The following is a 20424-nucleotide window of genomic DNA, read 5'->3' on the forward strand; positions in this document are numbered from 1 at the left end:
TTCATTCCTGTTGGCGATGAAATGAAATTAAAAAAACCGGGCAAGCGTTAAGGCCTGCCCGGATCAAAGCGTTACTGGGCCGCTACATCTGCCGAGCTGCCGCAGGTTCCGGTGACCACATTGAAGTTGCCGCAGCGCAGCGGTGCGCGCCAATCACTGATGAGGTCTTTCGAGCCGGGCAGGAAGTCAGACCAGGCATCGCCAGCCACGGTAGACGGGGTTTCCCACACTACCGAGAATTGACCGTTGTCCTGAATCTCACCAATCAGCACCGGCTTGGTGATGTGGTGGTTCGGCATCATGGTGGCGTAGCCGCCGGTGAGGTTGGGTACGCTCACGCCGATGATGGCGTCTTTTACTGCGTCTACGTCGGCGGTGCCTGCTTTCTTGACTGCCTCAACGTACATGTTGAAACCAATGTAGTGCGCTTCCATCGGGTCGTTGGTCACGGCCGCTTCGTCACCCTTGAATTCCACCCAGGCGTCGATGAAGTCGTAGTTAGCGTCGGTATCCACGCTCATGAAGTAGTTCCACGCGGCCAAGTGGCCCACCAGAGGGCCGGTGTCGATACCCGCCAGTTCCTGTTCGCCCACCGAGAAGGCCACCACCGGAATGTCGGACGCAGAAATGCCCTGGTTGCCCAGTTCACGGTAGAAAGGCACGTTGGCGTCGCCGTTGATGGTGGACACCACCGCGGTTTTCTTGCCGGCGCTGCCGAACTTTTTGATGTCGGAAACGATGGACTGCCAATCAGAATGACCAAACGGGGTGTAGTTGATCATGATGTCGTCGGCGGCCACGCCTTTGTCTTTCAGGTAGGTTTCCAGAACCTTGTTGGTGGTGCGAGGGTATACGTAATCGGTGCCCGCCAGTACCCAGCGCTCAACGCCCAGATCATTCATCAGGTAGTCCACCGCAGGAATCGCCTGCTGGTTGGGCGCTGCACCGGTGTAGAACACGTTTTCAGAAGACTCTTCACCCTCGTACTGCACCGGGTAGAACAGTAGGCCGTTCAGTTCTTCGATGACCGGCAGCACCGATTTACGGGACACAGACGTCCAGTTACCGAAAATCACGTCTACTTTTTCTTTTTCCAGCAATTCCCGGGCTTTCTCGGCAAACAGCGGCCAGTTGGACGCAGGATCGACCACGACCGGCTCAAGCTTGCGGCCCAGCACGCCACCGGCAGCATTCTGTTTTTCGATCAGCATCAGCATGGTGTCTTTCAGTGCAGTTTCACTGATCGCCATGGTGCCGGACAGAGAGTGCAGCACACCCACTTTGATGGGATCTTCCGCCGCCAGGGCGTGGAAGGAAACCGACAGTGCCAAGGCAGACAGGCCTAGCTTTACGTGTTTTTTCAGGCTCATGGTGCACGTCCTTTTAGTTGGATAATGAGGTTCAATCGTAGACGGACGATTGCATTCGCCGTTCCAACTCACACAAAACCCAATATAAAACAATCACTTAAAAGAACGTCAGCCCGATATCCCAAGCGTTAAATCTTGGCTATTTCGCCTTTTAGGCCTGATTTTGGTGCCAGTGATGCTAAGGCGCTCTGTTCTGGTGCGCGCCAAATAATGAACCATCATTCACCTCGAAACGCACACGCTTGTGAGATATTTCGCACACGGCGGGGAGATTATGTCCGATTCTTAATATACCGGCCCTGCGTAGACTGATTGTTGTCAGGGATGACAAGCCAGCACGGATGTTGGCTCAGGGATGGAAACTCAAGGATTTGAGAGTTGCCCGAAGGAACAGGGCGTACAGGGATGAACCAGGGATGACGTGCGCAGGATGATGCACAGCCTGACGGATCAGGCAGGGGTCAGCCACGGAATTTAAGGGGCACACGGATTGTGTCCTCTTCCGTGCATCAGCCCATCTGCTTTCCTGCTTTCTGATTCTTCGAAATGCCAGTCGCTTCGCAGTTCCAGCAACCACTGGGTTGTCTCACCTGATTGATCGATAAAAAACAGACTGCACAATCAGGAATCATCCATGAAACACACCTCTATTTTTGCCACTCTCGTTTTGCTGTTCAGCCTGGCCACCGGCTTTGCCCACGCCAACGAGCCAAGCACCATCAATATTAATGCCGCCAACGCCACCACACTGTCAGCCCTGAGCGGTATTGGCCAGAGTAAAGCCGAAGCCATTGTGGCTTACCGTGAAGCCAACGGACCATTTGCGTCTGTTGAAGACCTGGCCAATGTGAAAGGTATTGGTGCCCGCACCGTTGAGAAAAATGCCCAACGCTTAGCCGTGAAATAAGCCTTCCCCGGGGGCACCCTGCCCCCTTCTATTCGCCTATGGCGAAGTCTGTCAGCCACTGTTAGTCTGCTCGGTTAATTCTCTGTGGCTTGGCAAGCTTTATGATTCGAGGCGTTCTGTTAATTGCTCTGGCGGCCCTGCTTTGGGCGACCACCAGCATTGTTGCGAAATTCCTGTTCGGCGGTTCTAATCTCGCGCCCCTCACCTTGGCCTTCTTGCGCCTAGTCGTGGCGTTGCCGTTTTTCTGGGTGCTGATGCGCCGGGAACAGCGCCAACTCTGTAGAGATAATCCACACGGAAACGCCGTGGGAAGTTCTTTACGTTCGCTCAGCTTGAAAGCGCTGTTGCCGTTGGCGGCCCTTGGGCTGTTTCAGGCTCTTTATCAGGGCAGTTATCTGGTTGCGGTGGATTTGTCCGGGGCGGGAATTGCCACGCTGATTTCCCTTTGCCTGCCGCCTGTCTTCGTCGCCATTCTTGCCGCGCCGCTATTGGGTGAACGGCCCACCCTTACAACTCTGGTTGCAGCGATAGCGGCTGTTTTCGGCACCGGGATGCTGGTGCTGGGCGACATCGACACAACCGGCACCCTACGGCTCGCGGGCATTTTAATGTCCCTACTGGCCGCTGCGGTTTACACCGGGTTCACACTGACCAGCCGTTACAACTCGGTCGGCACGCCCGCCTTCACCACGGCGTTTATCTGTTTCTTCACCGCAGCACTTTTGCTGTTGCCCGTGGTATTACTCACCGGCGGTTTTGCCGCTCTGCAAACCATGGCTTTGAAGCATTGGCTGATGGTGTGTTACATCGGGGTGGTGCCCACGGGCATTGGTTACCTGATGTTCTTTACCGGTATCAAAAGCACACCGGCAACGCTGTCCAGCATTGTGGTTACGTTGGAGCCTTTGTTTGTGGCGCTGTTGGCGTGGCTTATTCTGGGGGAAATGCTGGGTACGGTGGGGGTGGCAGGAGCCATTGTGTTGGTGGTGGCGGTGATTGTTGCGTCGCGCAGCAACACCGCGGCCGGAGCCAACCAGAACGGCTGATTCCGGCACTCGGCGCGGGGTGAGGCTTAGCCGCCCTTACGCTGCTTTTCCAGCATGTTTGGCTGCAGGATCTCGATCCAATATCCATCCGGGTCTTTGATAAACGCCAAGCCTTTCATTTTGCCGTCGTCCGGGCGCTTCACAAACTCGACACCGAGTTGCTCGAAACGTTCACAGGCGCTGTAAACATCCGGCACGGCAACGCCGATATGGCCAAACCCTTGCGGCTGGTCGTTACCATTGTGGTAGGCGAAATCCGGGTCGTCTTCGGTGCCCCAGTTGTGGGTCAGCTCCAACATGGCTTCGCGGCCAAAGGTGTAAGTCGTCCGGTGGCCGTCATCGGCCGGCACTCGCTCGGCTTCGGCATCGTCCAGATACGCCAGAAAATACAGCGTGAACTTCATTTCCGGGAAGTCCAGTTTACGCACCAAGCGCATGCCCATCACTCGGGAATAAAAGTCCAGCGAACGCTCGGGATCTTTAATTCGCAGCATGGTTTGGTTAAACACGTAACCTTCGGTTTCAGGAACCGGCGCGTCATGCAGGCCAACGGCCTGTTCGAAATGCTTTGGCATAATGGGTCATCCCAATCTGGTTCAGACTTGAACCGTAATATATGCGTTCGGATGGTGGCCTTTTCAAGCCCCCACGTACAGTTACTTAGCATATGATATGCTGCAGGGTCGTTACCCACACTAGGCTTCGCCATCCGATTTAAAGAGTTATCAATCATGGATTTTCAAGCGCCAAACACCCTGGCCGAACAAATTGCCGGCTACATGGCCAAACGCATCATGACGGGGCAGATTCAGCCGGGCCAGCGTATCCAGGAAGCCAACCTGGCAACCGAGCTCAAGGTAAGCCGGGCGTCGGTGAAAGAAGCGCTGTACACCCTTGAACGCTGGCACCTGGTGGAGATCACCCCTCGCAAGGGCGCGTCCGCAACGCAGATCAACGCAGAGTATGCCGCGGAGTTGTACGACGTATACATGCACCTGCTGATCATGCTGGCCACTCGGTTGTGCGAGCGCTGGCAGGAAGACGACAAGCCTGCCGTGATGGCGGCTGTGCAACAGGTTATTACCCAAATTCAAAACCATGGGGACGACCTGACCGCCGTTGTAGAAGCCAGCTTTGGCGTAATGGAAGCCTGCTGCGAGGTGGTCGGTAATCCCTACCTCACCGAATCGCTGTCTAACTTCAAACCTGCAGTCAGCCGCGCTTATTATCTGAGCGCCCAACGGTATCGGCAGGGTCTTGCGCACACCCGTCGTTTCTTCAGCGAATTGCAGCCCGCTGTGTTGGCCCGTGACACGGTTAAGGTTCGCGAGCTGATCGAAATGTTCGCAGAACACCAGAAACAGCTGATCCAACAAGCTTTGGCTTAACGCCGCCTGCCACATTGGGACAAGCGTCACAGTTTGATGGCGTTACTCGCTCTACAGTAAGACTGTTCAAATAACGCTCACCGCAGCCTTGGTTTTGTTGTCCCTGCGGGCAATCAGTTGGCGTCTCCGCCGCTGCTATAACAAAAACAAACCGTCTGAACCGGGGCCAACATGTTTACTCGTATTCCTCTCTGTCAATTTATTACCGGCTTGTGTTTTGCCGGTGGAGCCGCACTCCCGCTGTCTGCCTTCGCTGATTTCAAGCCGTTAACGGACTCCACCTTGTCATCGGTTACAGGACAAGCCGGTGTGACCATTGAGCTGGAAACCAAGCTCAATATCGATCGCATCACCTGGACCGACGAAGGCGCCCTCAGCGTTAACGGGTTTCGCTTATCGGGCCACAACGACACCACCCTAGACAACTTGAGGCTGACCGTCGATATCGCCGGCGACGGCGAAGTACTGGAGCATGGGTTTTCAGAAATAGCCCGCCGCGCCGCTGCGGGCCAACTGGATACGTCTAACCCCGATGTTGCCGATGCTCTCGCCAAATACTCGATGGGCGGCAGTTACGGCAAAGCCTTCAACAGCGGGGATATGGTGATTCATCTGGGCGCCACCGATTATGGTGATCCCACCAACCTGAACGATTATCTGAGAGCGGTTGATTTTGAATTGGGCATAGACAGCCTGACCACGTCCGGCTCGGAAGGCAGTGCCAACCTGTTCTCCAACATTCTGCTTCAAGGCTATGTTGGCCCTACCGATCTGATCATTCGAAATGGCGGCACCTCTACTCGAACACTGGGCAATGGCAACACGGTATCGGGCTCTGAGCTGCAATTGGATACACACTTTGAAATCACCAACGGCAGCCTGAATTGGGATGCCGCTGACCTGATCTTCATTTTCAACTTTGCCGCGGTGGGCATTGAAGGTTTGCAGATTCATAACCGCCGGGGTAACGACACCCTTGGCCACTTTGGCATGGCCAGCGCCACCGCGAAGCTGTCTCAGGGCACCAGTGCCGGTTCGGGCAAAAGCGGCTTATCCATTCACGATGTTGAGTTCCGTGCCGACATCGATATGCCTGTTTTCAAAGTGGGCGGCACCAGCATCGGTTCCGTGCAATTCACGGACTTTGCCATTAAAAACACAACGATCATGGTTTACGGCCACTAACTGCTGGCAGTTATTATTGATCGGTTTACACTGTAATGACGTACTTTCTACGCCAGTTTCTTCGGCGCAGCATAAGGAGCATTCAGTGAGCAATATTCCCGTTGGCATAAGCACTTGCCTGCTAGGCAAGGAAGTTCGCTACGATGGTGGCCACAAACATTCCCGTTATTGCACAAAAGTGCTCGCTCAGCATTTTGATTTCCGCTCTATCTGCCCCGAGCTTGAGGCCGGTTTAGGGGTACCCCGCCCCGCGATTCATCTGCGCGAAAAAGACGGCGAGTTACGCCTGACCGACAACAAAGGCACCGCCGACCATACTGAAGCGATGGATGATTTCATTCAGCAGGTGATGCCGTCTTTAGCAGATTTGCGCGGCTATATTCTGATGGCCAAATCGCCCAGCTGCGGCATGGAACGCATCAAAATTCACGATGCCGACGGCAAAGTGATGAACCGGGATGGCCGCGGCCTGTTTGCCGAGGCACTAATGAAAGCTTACCCGCTAATGCCGGTTGAAGAAGAGGGCCGCTTGAACGACAACGTACTGCGGGAAAACTTCATTGAGCGGGTGTTTGCTTACGACGACTGGATGCTGAACGTGGCCGGCGACAAGCTCACCAAACAATCCCTGCAGGATTTCCACAGGCGCTACAAATTCGCGCTGCTGGCCCATTCCGAGAAGATTTACCGCCAGCTTGGCCCGATGCTAGCTGATATGAAGTCCGAACCCTTAGAAGACATAGCAGACCACTATATTCGCGGCTTTATGGAAGCCATGACCCAGCGTGTCAGTAGGGGCGCTCATGTGAACGCCATGAACCATTTGCTCGGTTACCTGAAAAATGACATGAGTGCGGCAGACAAAACCGTACTGTTAGAGCAGATTGACGCTTATCACCGCGGCGAAGTGCCGCTGGTTGTACCGATGACGCTGCTGCGCTTGGCACAACGCCGGGAGCCTGTGGACTATTTGAGCACTCAGAAATACCTCACGCCCTACCCTGACGAGTTGGGTTTGAGGAACAACGTATAACTGAACCGCTGAAAAAACAAAAAGGGGCAGATGGTTTCAAACCACCTGCCCCTTTTTTATGCTCGAACTGGTTTGTTTAGAAACCGTAGAGCAGTGACACCGCCAGTTCCGTGTCGGTCTTCTCTGACCCTTCGGGAGCATCGGATACGTGCTTGACCCGGTAAGCCACCTTCATGGACAGGTTGTTCATGATGGAGCTCTGCAACGAGGTTTCCGATTTGGAAATCGTGTTGTTGTCGTCCAGGCCGATTTCGGTGCTCAACTTCTGACGGAACAGCGAGTTTTCAGACAAGCCGTAATCGAACTGTGCGGCCAAACGCGCAATAGCGTCTTCTTCCACATCCCGGCCGGTATCCGGATCAACTTCCATGCGCTTGTTGTAGCGATAACCGGCACCCGCAGAGAGGTCCAGGAATGAGCGCTTGCCCGATTGCCACACCCGGTTTCCGTAACCGGTGGTGACGGATGATTCGAACTCGTAACCCGAGAAGCGATCGTCTTCCCAGTTACCGCGCAAGAACCAGTACTGCTGTTCGTCGAACTTGTAGTTGGTTTCCAGCGCCGCTCTGTACTCCTCGGCAGTGGTTTCGTCGTCTGCCTCGGTGTACTTGGTGCTGAACTCGCCGCTGTTACGCCAAACTTCCCGGTCGTTGATCAGGCCCAGGCGGCCGTTCACCTTGGTTTCGTCGGTGTTGCCGGATGTCATCAACACGCCCAACTCGGCCTCACCTTCCCAGTTTTCACTTTCTTGGGCCTGCACCATGGGGGCCAGCGCCAAACAAGCGATAACCACTGGCTTCCTGATCAACATAACGTCTCCTTAGTTCGGTTTGGTATTACGATGACGCCGATTTACGGGCGCGCTCGCCTTCAAGGCTTTTCCGCGCCTGACGTTCACGCTCTGCCTGCTTGCGTGCTTTTCGTTCGGCAATAATTCGGGCAGCCTCGCCACCCACGTGGGCTTCACCACGCTGCTCGGCCAAACGCATTTGGTGCTCGCGCTCTTTGAACCGGGCTTTCTGTTCTTCGGTCAGTGATTCAATGCACTGATGGCAGCTCACGCCTTGCTCGTACTCGGGACGTAGCTTGTCGTCTTCGGTGATCGGGCGACGGCACGCGTGGCACTGGTCGTAATCACCCCGTTCGAGATTGTGATTAACCGTGACCCGATCATCAAATACAAAACATTCACCTTTCCACAGGCTTTGTTCTTGGGGCACTTCTTCGAGATATTTCAGGATGCCGCCTTTCAGGTGGTAAACCTCCTCAAAGCCCTGCTCTTTCAGGTACGCCGTGGATTTTTCACAACGAATGCCGCCGGTGCAGAACATGGCGACCTTTTTGTGTTTGGCCGGGTCCAGGTTCTGCTTCACGTATTCCGGGAATTCGCGGAAGGTGTCGGTGGCGGGGTTGAGCGCGTTTTGGAAGGTACCGATCTCGACTTCGTACTGGTTACGGGTATCAACTACCAGCACTTCCGGGTCGGAAATCAGCTCGTTCCATTCTTTGGGATCTACGTAGGTACCCACTACTCGTTTGGGGTCGATGCCTTCCACGCCCATGGTGACAATCTCTTTCTTGAGTTTGACCTTGGTGCGTTTGAAGGGCTGAAATTCTACGAAGGATTCTTTGTAGTCGATGCCGTCGAATCGTTCGTCGCTGGCGATCCAGGCTTTAACGGCGTCGATGCCTTCGCGGCTGCCGGCGATGGTGCCGTTGATGCCTTCACGAGCCAGCAGCAGTGTGCCGTGCACGTCTTTTTTCAGCATCAGGTTTAGCAGTGGGTCGCGTAGGTCTTTGTAATCGTTTACAACTGCGAACTTATAGAGTGCGCAGACAACAACGTTGTTGCTCATAATGCTCTCCTGCGGGCCGGATCGTAAATCCGGAGCATGATTGATGGTTATCGCGGGCTTGGTGCCAGCTTCGGGGGCGATTTTAACGCACTTTGGGGTGGGTTCAAGTTAGGGCTTTCCGTGAACGGTGCCTTGTTGCCGCCCTATGCGAGGGGGAGCTTTCCAAAATACGCTGTGGATACATCCTTGTACGCTCGGCTCCGCCATCCATGGCTGCGCACGATTTTGGAAAGCTCCCCCTCGCACAGGGCTATCTCTGTGCGGGGGTTGGAGAGTCTTTAGTCTTCGGCTTTGTTTAGTTCACGCTCGACTACTGCGGATAGCTGGCCCCAACCGGGACGGGTCAACTGGATGTTATCGACCAGTACCGTTGGCGTGCTGGCTACGCGCAGTTGCATAGCCACTTGCAGGCTTTGTTCAACGGCTTCTTTGTGCAGTTCTGTGGTCATGCAGCGGCGGAAGCGGCGCTCTTCAAGGCCTAGGTCGTTGGCGTAGCGGGTGAAGGTGGCGACCGGGTCGTTCGATCCGCTCCAGGAGGATTGCGAACCGTAGAGCTTGTCGTGCATGGCCCAGTATTCGCCCTGATCACCGGCGCAACGTGCCGCTTGGGCGGCTGGCATGGCGTTGGCGTGCTGGCGCAGTGGCAGGTCAAAGTAAACGAAACGCACTTTGCCGGAATCAACGTATTCTTTTTTCAGGCGCTGACTGGCTTCAGAGAAACGGGCGCAGGCCGGGCACTGATAATCGGCGAATTCACGCACCACCACAGGGGCATCTTCTGCACCGACCGAGGTACCGTATTGATCGAAAATAGCCGGAAACTGGTCGGCGTTCTTAGCGGCCACCGGCAGGTTGCTAGAGGTAGGTGCAGGAGGCGTGGTCATGAAGTAGACCGCAGCAATCACTGCCACGACAACCACCACCGCAATGGCGATCAGTGCAGGTTTTTTATTTCCTTGATTACGCGGCGCAGGGGCGCCCGTTTGTTTGCGTCGCTTTGCTTCACCCATTTTGGGCTCCTTGTTAGGTGTCCGGAAACTGGCGGGCGAAGGTTTGAAGCTCCGGGAAGAACTGCAAGAAATTCGCCTCTAGTTCGCACTCATTCTCCCGAATTTCATCAATTATTCCAGTAAATTGATTGGGAAAGCGGATGCGTTCGGCTACCCGATCCAGGGCGAATCCGATGTTGTCCAATTCCTGATAGGCACTAAACCAGTCGTGTTCCACCATGCGTCGGGTAACTTTGATCATTGCGGGAGGCATGACCGGCTCGTGGGCACTAAGTTCCCGATATACGGTATGAATGAACGCGGTTTGTTCGAAATCGCTATAACGATGCCAGTGGCGCAGTAAGAAGTGGTCGTAGAGGATGTCTAACGCGACACCGGCAAAGCGCCGGCGTTGCTTGGAGAAGAGTTGTTTGCTGGCCAGTACCTGCGGGTGTTGGTCGGTGAAGGTATCCACCGCCAAGTGGTGCCGCACACCGTCCAGCACTGGTGCAGGCAAGTCTGACCAATCAACACCTCGGGTGAAATCTCCGAGAATGCTGCCCACCCGAGCCTCGGCGGAGTCCGGCGCGAGAAACGTGTGGGCAAGATGATTCATGGGTTAGTGCTCCCTCGGGCTAGTGCAAAATCACATAGCCTTAATCATCGCATTCGATTCCGATTGCCTGAAACCCGTCGGTGACTTTTTGGTATTCGACGCTTACAACGGCACAGTCGCGCCAGCCTTCGTTTTCACTTCCTACGTTTTGATCGTAGGTTATCTCGACGCCCAGAACAGTAAGTTTTCTGGAGTTTGGGTCGTCCGCGGTTAACTGCCCGGTTAGCTCATACTCACCGCTGTCTTCAGATTCGATTTCGATGTTAAGCGCTTCAAGGAAGAAGGTGCCATTCGCATCTTCACGTTCGATGCCTTCCACTTCGAGGAAATTCGCCTCAGAAAGCGGCGTTTGGTCGTCATCGTCCCGGTCGATCAAGGTGTTGTTGGTAATCCGAACTCGTACTCCCCCGACGTTCAGCTCGTTTTCTGCCGAACCTTCAAAGGGGGACAGAACACCGGCTTCAACTTCAGCATTGCCCTCAAAGAGGTCAATTTCTTCTGCATAGAGTCGGCCAGTTCTAATTTCACCCTCCACCTGTACCAGCAAGCCGTCGGCGATACGTGAACGGGCGAAATCATCGAACTCGGTTTCGTTGTCATAATCAACCTGAACGCCGTTCAGTGAGAATGTCGAGCCGGAAACATTCAAAGACTGCACGGGGCCTGTCATTTCTATTTCGCCACCTTCCTCACGGAGGAATCGACGATCATCTGAATAACGGATCTCGGCTGCGGTGACATCGCCACCCTCGGAGAGGAAGCGGCCTTCCACCTCAACCAATGCGCCTTTCACGATGTCATTGATCGTGAGGTCTCCGGGATAACTGACGCCCTGGCCGCCACGAATCCACTGATCACCAATCCGGAACTTATCTAACTGAACCTCGTCGATTCGCCCTTCCAGCTCCAGCGGAAAATCCGAGCCCGTGGTGGCACTACCTATGAAGCTGGCGCGGTATCCGTCTGCCGTCCGCCAGGCGCTGACTCGTACCGTCATGCCTTCGGTGAGGTTGCCATCTTTGACACGTACTACCGTGCGCCGGTCGTAGCTGATCGTCTGTCCCAATACACGGAAACTACCGGGCGTGCCTGTGCTTTCGTCGGGCACTACAATATCCGTCACCGGCCCGCGGAAGGTGTCGTCGTATTTCAGGGCTTCGGCGTTGCCGGAGCCGTCTTTATTCCACTTCCCTTCGATCCGTAAGATCATGCCTTTTTCAAGGTCACCTTCGGTCGAAATTTCGTCGTTGCTCTCAACACGCTGGTTTACGATGTCGCGGGTTTCAAATTTCACGCCATTGACAAAGACGCTGCCAAAACCCGATACCGGACCAACACTGGAGCCCGTGCCGCGAATGCCGCCATCCGCAACGCTGGTGCCACCACCACCTCCGCAGGCAGCCAGAATGCCAAGCGCGATCGGAGTGAGTCTCAGCGTCAGGCGTTTTTTAGTGGATACCGGATTCATTGGGGTCTCCTGCCAGCGATTTGGGCTGGTGATGGTCATCAGATAAAGTGGAATCAGCAGCGCTGCGCGCCTGAATCGGATCTTCGAAATAAAACACACCCACGCCGGTGCGCACCCGCTCCCCTGAGTGATTGGCGGAGGATTGCGACAGATCCTGATCGTAAGGGGCCAGCCATTGGTCCAGTTCTTCCAGCAATCGCTGCGATTTCTCTGCCGCAAACTGTTGCCAACGCACAATGACTTCCGGGGGGATGTTGTCGTAGGTCAGGGTTCTCTGAAACAGCGGCGCCCGGCCGGGCTGGCTGTCGGTCAGGTTATGATCAATCGTTGCCACCAGGTCTGACACGTCTTCACCAAAGATCTGCAGCATTTCTTCGCTGTCGCCTGTTGGTACATACGCACGTTTCTGAAGGTACAACTTGCCGGTTTGCTCATCCGCGGAGACAACGCCCACGCGAAACAATTCATCCAATACGGCTCGTGGCGGCATGTCGCCGCTGTACTTGCGCACCAGTTCGGTGAAACTGCCGTCGCCTTCAAAGGACAACATAGCAGGCTGGCCATCAGCCGCCTGAAAGGCGCCGTCCCGAACCCAGCCCGATACCACTCGGGAAGCGCGGTTGGCATGGGAGCGGCCGTCACTGCCTGAGTGTTCACCGGCCAAAAGATCTCGCTGCCGCTTTACTTCTTTGCGAGTGAGCCCCGTCATCACGGCGGCTCTGGAATCTGTTGGTTTGCGTCGCCCATCGGTAAAATCTTCGAGGGCGGCCTCCACATAGGCACGCTTCACCAGATCAGCAAATTCACTGAACGGGATACCATTGCGCAACAGCAACCGGGCCAACGGCCGGAGTATGCGGTACAGCGCTTTATGCAGAGGATTCGTGTTGGTTGTCGTCATGTTTGGGATTGTATTCCCATAGCCGTCCTGAAAGCCAGAAAGGGCCGCCTCACCGGCAGCCCTTTCTTACCTGAGTGCTTATTCACTCACGTCGCTGGCCAGTTCGAAGTCACCGCCGGCATTTTGGGTGTATTCGATTTCCACTTCGTCACCCACGCTAACACCCGCTGCGCTGTAGGCACCGAACAGAATGTCCAGGTTCATGATGGTTAAAGAGGTTTGCCCTTTCGCATCAACACGCCCTTCGATTTCAGCCACGTTGCCGTCTTCATCGTCTTCAACTTCAATGGCATAGGCTTCCAGATAGCCGCCATCGGTATCACGCTGACGCCCTTCTACTTCCACAAAATCACCAATCTGAAGCGCGTTCAGGTCGTCTTCGCGGCTTCGGCGCTCGTCTGAATCTGTCTCGATGAGCGTGGTGTCCGTCAGCCAGACTTTGACACCACTGACGGTCAGAATTTCGTTCTCGCGATCAAACGCCTGAATCTTGCCGCTCAGTTCGGCATCGCCTTCCTGGCCTTCAATTTCCTCAGCGATGAGAACGCCGTTACGGAACTCGCCTTCGACCTTCACGTAGGTTCCGTCTTGAAGGGTATCGCTGTCCATGTCGTCGAATTCGGTGTCGTCAGAGAACTGCACCTGCACGCCATTGATCATAAAGGTGCTGGTAGATTCATCGAACGCGAAGATGTCACCCGAGATTTCTACGTCGTCGTCATCTTCGAAAAGATCGTCTTCCTTCTCGATTTCCTTGGCCATTAACACGCCAGCCTGCAGGTAACCTTCGACTTCAACCGCCATGCCATTTTCGAGATCGGCCAGATCAAAATCGTCATCGCCGCTGGCCAGCTGGTAATCAACACTCAACCCGCTGATGGTGAAGGTTTGTGCCGTTGCATCAAGGTCAGCCACGATACCCTCTAGCTCCGCCTCGTTACTGTCTTCAAAATCTCCGTCGATCAATTTTGCGCCGACATAACTGGCACGGAACTGACCTTCACTGGTGCGCCAGCCACTCACACGCACCCGGTAACCCATCGGATTCGCAGCCAGCTCACCCGCCGTTGCGCCGCGGAACACGGTTTTTCCGTCAAGCGCTACGTTCTGGTTCAGCAGAGTCAAGTGGCCGGTTTGAGCCGCGCTGTCCCAACTTGCTTCGGTCAACGGGCCGCGAAGCGTATCGTCGTATGAAATATCGCGGGCTTGACCTTCACCTTGACCATTCCAGCTGCCATTAACCTTGAGCACCATACCCTTATGGAGTTGGTCTTCGCGCTCGAGACCGTCGTTGCTGGTTACTGTGCCATCGGTTTTGAAACGCGTACCGTTGACGTAAACACTGCCGAACCCGGTGACGGCACCCACGCTACGGCCATCGTTGCCTGAGCTCGCGGACGAACCACTGCCGGAACCTGAGCCGCCGCACGCGATCAGCGAGCCCGCTACCGCACCCATCACGATCATCTTCACTGCTACAGAAAGTCCATTACGCTTCATCTCGATTCCCCTCATGTTCGGGCCAACTCTATTATTGGGATTATTTTCCCAAAACCTTAATTGGGAATTTAATCCCAAAACTTTGGGTTGTCCAGAAATTTCACATGAAGGTTTTGTGAGGGAGGGGGTAGGGGGTAGGTGGAAGCCTACCCCCCGGGCTTAATCACCCATCAGCTGGTGAACTCGTTGATTCAACCGGGCCACTTCCCGGCGCATTTCGTGAAGCTCATCGAGCAGGTCTAAGGAAACCGCCAACCCCGGCAGGTTGAGTTTCAAGTCTCGCTGCAGGCGCAGCGCTTTCTGAAGGCGATTAAGGGCGCCCGCATCAAACTGCCACTCGCGAGCCTCCGGAACATCCTCAACCGGCACTAAAATGCCGTAGTTCACCAGTTTGATGACAAACTCAGCATGGCAATTGCCCCGCTCGCACACTTCTTTGAGGGTAAAGGTGCGACCTCCGTTGTCGATGATTTCCACGGTCAGGATCTGGGTTTTGTTGGTCATATCCTTGCCCCCGCCTACAGATGCAGTTTGCTACGTGGATTGAAATTCTTTTCCAGCTCGGCCAGCTTCTCATAGAGCTGATTCGCCTCAGCTGAATGCTGTTCCGGCATGGCGACCTGCAGAATCACGATCTGGTCCCCCGGGTGCTTGCCGGGAAAACCCTTGCCTTTCAACCGCAGCTTGCGGCCACTGGTGGAGCCTTTGGGAACTTTTACGTTCACCTTTCCGCCAACGGTAGGCACGGTGACGGTTGCCCCAAGCGCGGCCTCCCAGGGGGCGATGGGCACTGTTACCAACACGTCGCCACCTTCAACGGTGAAGTGCGGATGCGGCGCCAGCTCTATCTCGAGAAACAGGTCCCCGGGCGCACCACCACCCATTCCCGGCGCGCCTTGCCCTTTAAGCCGGATGTGCTGGCCATCGCGCATGCCGGCTGGAATTTTCACTTTCAGTGTTTTCTGGCGAGGCACCAGACGGCCGTGATCATCCACCTCGCGCACCGTGAACGACACCTGCTTATCACAGCCATTCAGGGCTTCTTCCAGAAACAGCGCCAGCCGGGCATGCACGTCTTCGCCTCGCATTCTTACGCTTTGGCGAAAGCCGCCACCACCGAAGCCGGTGCCCGCGTGCTGACCGCCGCCAAACATCTGTTCAAAGAAGTCACTGAACCGACCGGCATCGGCTTCGGTGTAACCACCACCGCCAAACCCGGACGCGCTTTGCCAGCCCGGGGGCGGCTGGAAAGAGCCATCATCGCGGGCTCCGTACTTGCGAAGCTGGTCATATTCGGCCCGTTTTTCAGGGTCTTTCAGCACCTCGTAGGCTTCGCCAACGTCCTGAAATTTATCGGTAGCATCGTCTTCTTTGCTGACATCCGGGTGGTATTTCCGAGCCAGCTTCCGATAGGCCTTTTTAATGTCTTCAGGTGAGGCAGACTCACTCACACCGAGAACGGCGTAATAGTCTTTAAAGTCCATGGTACCTCTCTCTATTGGCTAATCGTTGTTCACTGCTTATTACTATTGTCTCTGGCTGGAAAAAAACAAGGCGGGCCTCCTATGCGGTTTTGTACGCAGGCGTCATTATCATTCCCCGTGGATAGACAGTAGAATATCGCTCCCTGATAATCCGACATTCGTCATCTAATCGATCCTCGAACCCGGTGTACTTCATGACTCGAATGGCCCCTGTACAATCCGGCAGTACTCATGGCCGGCTGCTGCAGCTTCTTGCCATCGACGATTCTTCTTCAAAATCGGAAAAGCTGCCCTGTTTCGCAGAGCGCCTGAGCCGTTTATTCGGGCTTGGGGATACCATGACGCTGGATGCCGCGACAGCTTTTCGAAGCCGCCAGCCAGGCATGAATCAAGAGCCGGTTTTCGAGCAGCTGACGAAAGAGTTAATCAACATACGCAGGGCACTGCGGCGCAAGATCGGCAGCTACGGCGATGAAGTCGAGCCCGGCGATCACCCCACATCCGAGCCCTATCTGAACGCCTGGCTGGTGCATCAGCGCAAAGTTGCCGCCTCCAGCCGCCAGCTCAGAGACAAAGTCCGCAAGGCTATGAAAGAGCACAATCAGGACCTTGCTCGTCTGGCGGAACTGGATTCGGTATTCGACCACACCATGGCCAGCTACACCGCCCAGTGTTTTTCCCATGTATCCAAGGTTCTGGAGCAGCGATTCCAAACCTTACAAACACCCTCTGAATCACCCCACGACACCGGCCTTACGCTGGACGAACGGCTCCACCGTTACTGCGAAGACGCGCAGAATTTATTACTCGCTGAACTGGATGTTCGGCTGGAGCCGGTTTTGGGGTTACTAGAGGCCTGCCACAACGAGGTAACGGACTCTCCATGAGCAGACTTTTCTTTTTATTCGCATTTGTTATCGGTCTGGGCGTAACGGCCTGGATTGGCCAGCGTTTCATCGGTTCTGACCTGCTGGCTCTTTCCGTCACGATCATCATTGCCGTGGTTTATACCTTGGGTTTTGTGGAGCTGACGGGCTTTCGCAACACCACCCGCAAACTGGCCGATAAACTCAATGGAACGCCAGAAAGCCGCGAGCAACTGACCGATTGGCTAGCAGGCCTGCCGGAGCAAGTTCAATTCTCCGTGCAGCGGCGCATTGACGGGCATTTTGCCGCCCTGCCCAGCCCGCAGTTCACGCCTTATCTGGTTGGCCTGTTGGTTATGCTGGGTCTGCTGGGCACCTTCGCCGGCATGATTGTGACCTTGAGCGGTGCCGCATCCGCGCTGGATGGCAGTACCGAACTCAGCGTCATTCGTAGCGCGCTGGCAGCTCCGATTGCAGGGCTTAGCCTGGCCTTCGGCACCTCCATTGCGGGTGTTGCGGCTTCGGCCATGCTTGGCCTGGCCTCCACCCTAAGCCGACGTGAACGCCTACAGGTTTCCCGCCAATTGGACAAAACACTGCGCCAGCGACTGCATCACCTGTCGGCGGATTACCAACGCCAGCAAGCTTTCGCAGCACTGGAATCTCAGGCGGAAGCCCTGCCCAAAATGGCGTCTGCCATGGAAAGCATGACCGCCCGTATGGAGCAGCTCGGCCAGCAATTGGAACAGTCTCTGACCCGAAACCAGCAGGAATTCCACAGCACCGTGGGCGATCACTACCAGTCCTTGGCCGGCTCTGTGGCCGATTCGTTAGAGAAAGCATTGGAGTCCAGCACCCGCCTGACGGCAGATCGCATTGAACCGATTGTCAGCAACGCCATGACCACCTTGCAAGCCAGTGCGGGCAAACTTCATGAAGACTGGGCAGCCACCACCCAGCAGCAACTGGCAGAACTTAGCCAGGCGTTCCAGAAAACCACTCAAGAGGCGGGCGAGAACTGGCAACAGAACCTTCAGGCCCAGCAGCAAGCCTCTGCCGACCACAACCAAGCGTTGCAAGAAGCCTCCCAACAAGCCCAGAAGCAGCTATTGGAGCAGGTTCAACAAGCCACACAGCAAACCGCACAGCACTGGCAAACGGCCGTTGAACAGCAACAACAATCGGCAGAAAAGTTAATGACCAATCTGCAGAGTACGCTGCAGGAATACCAGTCCAAGTTCCGGGACGAGAGCACCAAGATTGCCAGCCAACAGCAACAAGGTCTGGATGCACTCATCAACCGCATCAGCGAGCAGTTAACCACTCTGCATGAACAAGAAGTTGCTCGTGGCGAAGCCGCGAATGACCGGTTGGCGCAACTGGAAGCCACTGTTGCCAAGCACCTGGGCGAGCTAGGCTCCGGACTTGAAGCGCCGATGACCCGCCTGATTGAAACCGCTTCAGAAACACCAAAAGCCGCGGCGCAGGTGATCTCCCAGCTGCAAACCGAGATGGCACGCAACAGCGAGCGGGAAAACCAGCTGCTGGAAGAGCGCCAGCGCTTGGTGCAGGAACTCGATAGCCTGTTGGAATCCCAACGCAGCAATGCCGATAACCAACGTCAGGCGGTGGATTCGCTGATCAGCGGCGCCGGTGAAACGCTCTCGGGCATCAGCGAACGCTTCAATGTGCTGATTGAGGAGCAGAGCCAACAGCTCGGCAAGCTGAGCGAAGACCTCACCGGCAGCAGTCAGGAAGTGGGCGCGCTCAGCGATGCGTTCCTCAAGGCCGTCGAGTTGTTCAGCGTCTCCAACGCGCAACTGCAAGACAGCCTGAGCAACATTCAAAAAGCTCTGGATAACGCCGGCAGTCGCCACGACGAGCAATTGGCTTACTACGTGGCACAAGCCCGGGAAGTCATCGATTTGTCCGTCAGCTCCCAGAAGGATGTCATCGAGGCCGCCGCGGCACTCCGCAGTGGCGAGCTTGAGACAAGCGGAGCCAACTGATGGAGCATCTGGAGGGCAACGAACAGCAGTCCACGCCGATCTGGGCGATTTTCTCCGACCTGATGGCCGCCTTAGTGGGCATTCTGGTGCTGATACTGGTTTGGGTGATTGGTGTCCAACTCGAACTCAGCCAATCTTTGGCGGAAGAAAAAGCCAAACGGGAAGCCGAGGAAGAACGGCGGATTGCACTGGAACAAGCCCTCGAAGACCCGCTCACCAAAGGCTTGGTGACCTTCAGCAATGGGCGAATCGGCATCAGCGGCAACGTGCTGTTCGAGCTGAATTCGGATCAGCTACAAGCGGACGGCGTTGAGGTGTTGGAATCGCTGGTGGTCCCGCTGAAAACCTACCTGACCCAACACGATGAACTGCTGATGGTCAGCGGCTTTACCGATGATTTACCGATGCATCGGAGCAGCCGGTACCAGGACAACTGGGGACTGTCGGCGCAGCGTGCGCTCACCGTAACGCGCACGCTGATGGAACTGGGCCTGCCGAACGACCGGGTCTTCGCCGCCGCTTTTGGCGCACACCACCCCGCCGTACCGAATGTGGATGCCGAGTCCCGCGCTCAGAACCGGCGCGTGGAAATCAGCACCGTGCCCAGAGCCACCAGCGACACCGATGCAGACTCCGAAACGGAAGCCGAAAGCTGATGTCTGATGTGGCGGAAACTTCCCTGCTTGCACCGCTTCAAGCGACCGGCGCAGACCAAGCAGACCCGGTTCGTTTCCACTATTTGGCAACGCTCGAACAACGACTGCGTGCGAAAGGGCTTCAGGGCACAGCGCATTGGAGCAAACTGGAGCGAGCCGTCGCCGAACTACAGGCTAGAGCGCGTGAAAATACCAAGCAACCGCCGGCGGCCGAACCTCGCCCACCCTCTCCGTTGCTCGAGTTAATTAACACGCTCAACCAGGCTCAAGATGGCACGCCCGCACAAGCGCCCCGTTCGGCGATCGAGCGATTAATTTTCGGGGCCACGGGTGAGGAAGAAATTGAACGCCCACAAGCCGCGCCAAACCGCCCGCAACCGTTGAAAGCGATGGCCCGCGCAACCGCCGAGCACGGCGTTCAAGCCCTTCAAGATCGCATTCAACACGCTATCGAAGACATCCCCGCCGATGCCGGCCCGATGAACGCCCACCGGTTGGTCAGCCGAGCCATTGCCGAAATGCAGCGGTTGTCTCCGGAGTATCTCAACCGGATGGTGAATTACACCGATACGCTGATGGCGCTCGAGAAGCTGGGGCGGAAAATCTAGATTAACAAGCAGAAATACAGCCATCTCGAATGTGTTCTACACTTTCCCCTGCATTCAAGCTGAAAAGGAGAGCCATAGTGAACGTGTTCGAAGCCCTGAGACAGGATCACGATGTACAACGGGAATTGCTGGAGCAGCTGGCTGACACCTCTGGCGATGAGCAAGTCCGCCGACAGGGATTTGCAAAACTGAAAACCGAACTGACCGAACATGCCGCCGCTGAAGAAAAGCATTTCTACGCCCACCTGATGCAACACGAGCAAACCCAGGACAAAGCCCGCCACAGCGTTGCCGAGCACCACGACATTGATGAATGCATTGAGCAGCTTGAAAAGACCGACTATTCCAGCCCGCAATGGCTGCAGCTGTTCAAAGAGCTTCAGCACCTCGTCAGCCATCATCTGGAAGAAGAAGAGCAGGAAGTGTTTCAGATGGGCGGCAAAGTACTGACGGATCAACAGAAAGAAGATCTAGGCAGTCAGTACCGCAATGATATGGAAAAGCGCAGAAGTGCTTGATTGCCAACAAGCACTTCTGCTGCA

General features: G+C 55.6%; 21 protein-coding genes. 10 read left to right on the forward strand and 11 right to left on the reverse strand.

The genetic code is table 11. The features are described 5' to 3' along the window. Positions 1-71: 71 nt before the first annotated feature. The gene (gene urtA, locus DOQ08_RS07760) at positions 72-1370 is read right to left on the reverse strand and encodes an urea ABC transporter substrate-binding protein (protein ID WP_114334336.1); all 1299 of its coding nucleotides are present in this window, start codon (positions 1368-1370) and stop codon (positions 72-74) included. A gap of 634 nt (positions 1371-2004) precedes the next feature. Here urtA and DOQ08_RS07765 point away from each other — a divergent pair. Then, positions 2005-2277, forward strand: a complete 273-nt coding sequence (locus DOQ08_RS07765) for a ComEA family DNA-binding protein (protein ID WP_114334337.1) — start codon at positions 2005-2007, stop codon at positions 2275-2277. Between the two features lie 101 nt (positions 2278-2378). Then, complete coding sequence (locus DOQ08_RS07770; protein ID WP_114334338.1) at positions 2379-3323, forward strand: DMT family transporter; 945 nt, start codon at positions 2379-2381, stop codon at positions 3321-3323. Between the two features lie 26 nt (positions 3324-3349). Here DOQ08_RS07770 and gloA read toward each other — a convergent pair whose 3' ends face one another. After that, on the reverse strand, positions 3350-3898 hold the full coding sequence (gloA, locus tag DOQ08_RS07775; RefSeq protein ID WP_114334339.1) for a lactoylglutathione lyase: 549 nt from the start codon (positions 3896-3898) through the stop codon (positions 3350-3352). A gap of 156 nt (positions 3899-4054) precedes the next feature. On the opposite strand from gloA, the gene DOQ08_RS07780 reads away from it, so the two are divergent. From DOQ08_RS07780 to DOQ08_RS07790, 3 genes are all read left to right on the forward strand, one after another. Beyond that, positions 4055-4711 (forward strand): GntR family transcriptional regulator, encoded by a 657-nt coding sequence (locus DOQ08_RS07780; RefSeq protein ID WP_114334340.1) that lies wholly within the window; start codon positions 4055-4057, stop codon positions 4709-4711. Positions 4712-4882: 171 nt separating this feature from the next. Then, positions 4883-5896, forward strand: a complete 1014-nt coding sequence (locus DOQ08_RS07785) for a DUF6160 family protein (protein ID WP_114334341.1) — start codon at positions 4883-4885, stop codon at positions 5894-5896. Positions 5897-5981: 85 nt separating this feature from the next. Then, the gene (locus DOQ08_RS07790) at positions 5982-6929 is read left to right on the forward strand and encodes a YbgA family protein (protein ID WP_114334342.1); all 948 of its coding nucleotides are present in this window, start codon (positions 5982-5984) and stop codon (positions 6927-6929) included. Positions 6930-7005: 76 nt separating this feature from the next. Here the strand turns inward: DOQ08_RS07790 and DOQ08_RS07795 are convergent, their stop codons facing one another. The 9 genes from DOQ08_RS07795 to DOQ08_RS07840 form a co-directional block, all read right to left on the reverse strand. Further along, complete coding sequence (locus tag DOQ08_RS07795; RefSeq protein ID WP_114334343.1) at positions 7006-7740, reverse strand: DUF481 domain-containing protein; 735 nt, start codon at positions 7738-7740, stop codon at positions 7006-7008. 25 nt (positions 7741-7765) lie between these two features. Next, positions 7766-8785 carry an oxygen-dependent tRNA uridine(34) hydroxylase TrhO gene (gene trhO, locus DOQ08_RS07800; RefSeq protein WP_114334344.1) on the reverse strand — a complete coding sequence of 340 codons (1020 nt, stop codon included), beginning with the start codon at positions 8783-8785 and terminating at the stop codon, positions 7766-7768. 278 nt (positions 8786-9063) lie between these two features. Next, positions 9064-9795 (reverse strand): DsbA family protein, encoded by a 732-nt coding sequence (locus tag DOQ08_RS07810; protein ID WP_114334346.1) that lies wholly within the window; start codon positions 9793-9795, stop codon positions 9064-9066. A gap of 13 nt (positions 9796-9808) precedes the next feature. Next, complete coding sequence (locus DOQ08_RS07815) at positions 9809-10390, reverse strand: acyl carrier protein phosphodiesterase (protein WP_114334347.1); 582 nt, start codon at positions 10388-10390, stop codon at positions 9809-9811. Between the two features lie 40 nt (positions 10391-10430). After that, on the reverse strand, positions 10431-11858 hold the full coding sequence (locus tag DOQ08_RS07820; protein ID WP_114334348.1) for a DUF5666 domain-containing protein: 1428 nt from the start codon (positions 11856-11858) through the stop codon (positions 10431-10433). Beyond that, on the reverse strand, positions 11839-12759 hold the full coding sequence (locus DOQ08_RS07825) for a DUF6502 family protein (RefSeq protein ID WP_227537545.1): 921 nt from the start codon (positions 12757-12759) through the stop codon (positions 11839-11841). The genes DOQ08_RS07820 and DOQ08_RS07825 overlap by 20 nt, the downstream gene beginning before the upstream one ends. A 78-nt stretch (positions 12760-12837) precedes the next feature. Next, positions 12838-14259, reverse strand: coding sequence for a DUF5666 domain-containing protein (locus DOQ08_RS07830; RefSeq protein WP_114334349.1), 1422 nt, complete (start codon positions 14257-14259; stop codon positions 12838-12840). Between the two features lie 159 nt (positions 14260-14418). Beyond that, positions 14419-14763 (reverse strand): chaperone modulator CbpM, encoded by a 345-nt coding sequence (locus tag DOQ08_RS07835; protein ID WP_114334350.1) that lies wholly within the window; start codon positions 14761-14763, stop codon positions 14419-14421. Between the two features lie 14 nt (positions 14764-14777). Further along, positions 14778-15743 (reverse strand): DnaJ C-terminal domain-containing protein, encoded by a 966-nt coding sequence (locus tag DOQ08_RS07840; RefSeq protein ID WP_114334351.1) that lies wholly within the window; start codon positions 15741-15743, stop codon positions 14778-14780. Between the two features lie 194 nt (positions 15744-15937). On the opposite strand from DOQ08_RS07840, the gene DOQ08_RS07845 reads away from it, so the two are divergent. The 5 genes from DOQ08_RS07845 (at position 15938) to DOQ08_RS07865 (ending at position 20400) form a co-directional block, all read left to right on the forward strand. Next, a complete protein-coding gene (locus DOQ08_RS07845; RefSeq protein ID WP_227537546.1) occupies positions 15938-16630 on the forward strand; it encodes a DUF3348 family protein in 693 nt (230 codons plus the stop codon). After that, on the forward strand, positions 16627-18618 hold the full coding sequence (locus tag DOQ08_RS07850; protein ID WP_114334352.1) for a DUF802 domain-containing protein: 1992 nt from the start codon (positions 16627-16629) through the stop codon (positions 18616-18618). The genes DOQ08_RS07845 and DOQ08_RS07850 overlap by 4 nt, the downstream gene beginning before the upstream one ends. Beyond that, positions 18618-19274 carry an OmpA family protein gene (locus DOQ08_RS07855; RefSeq protein ID WP_114334353.1) on the forward strand — a complete coding sequence of 219 codons (657 nt, stop codon included), beginning with the start codon at positions 18618-18620 and terminating at the stop codon, positions 19272-19274. Before DOQ08_RS07850 ends, DOQ08_RS07855 begins: the two co-directional genes overlap by 1 nt. Further along, positions 19274-19882 carry a DUF2894 domain-containing protein gene (locus DOQ08_RS07860; RefSeq protein WP_114334354.1) on the forward strand — a complete coding sequence of 203 codons (609 nt, stop codon included), beginning with the start codon at positions 19274-19276 and terminating at the stop codon, positions 19880-19882. Before DOQ08_RS07855 ends, DOQ08_RS07860 begins: the two co-directional genes overlap by 1 nt. Positions 19883-19959: 77 nt before the next feature. Then, a complete protein-coding gene (locus tag DOQ08_RS07865; protein WP_114334355.1) occupies positions 19960-20400 on the forward strand; it encodes a hemerythrin domain-containing protein in 441 nt (146 codons plus the stop codon). Positions 20401-20424: the final 24 nt, after the last annotated feature.

The organism is Marinobacter litoralis (assembly GCF_003336705.1).
Classification (GTDB): Bacteria; Pseudomonadota; Gammaproteobacteria; order Pseudomonadales; family Oleiphilaceae; genus Marinobacter; species Marinobacter litoralis.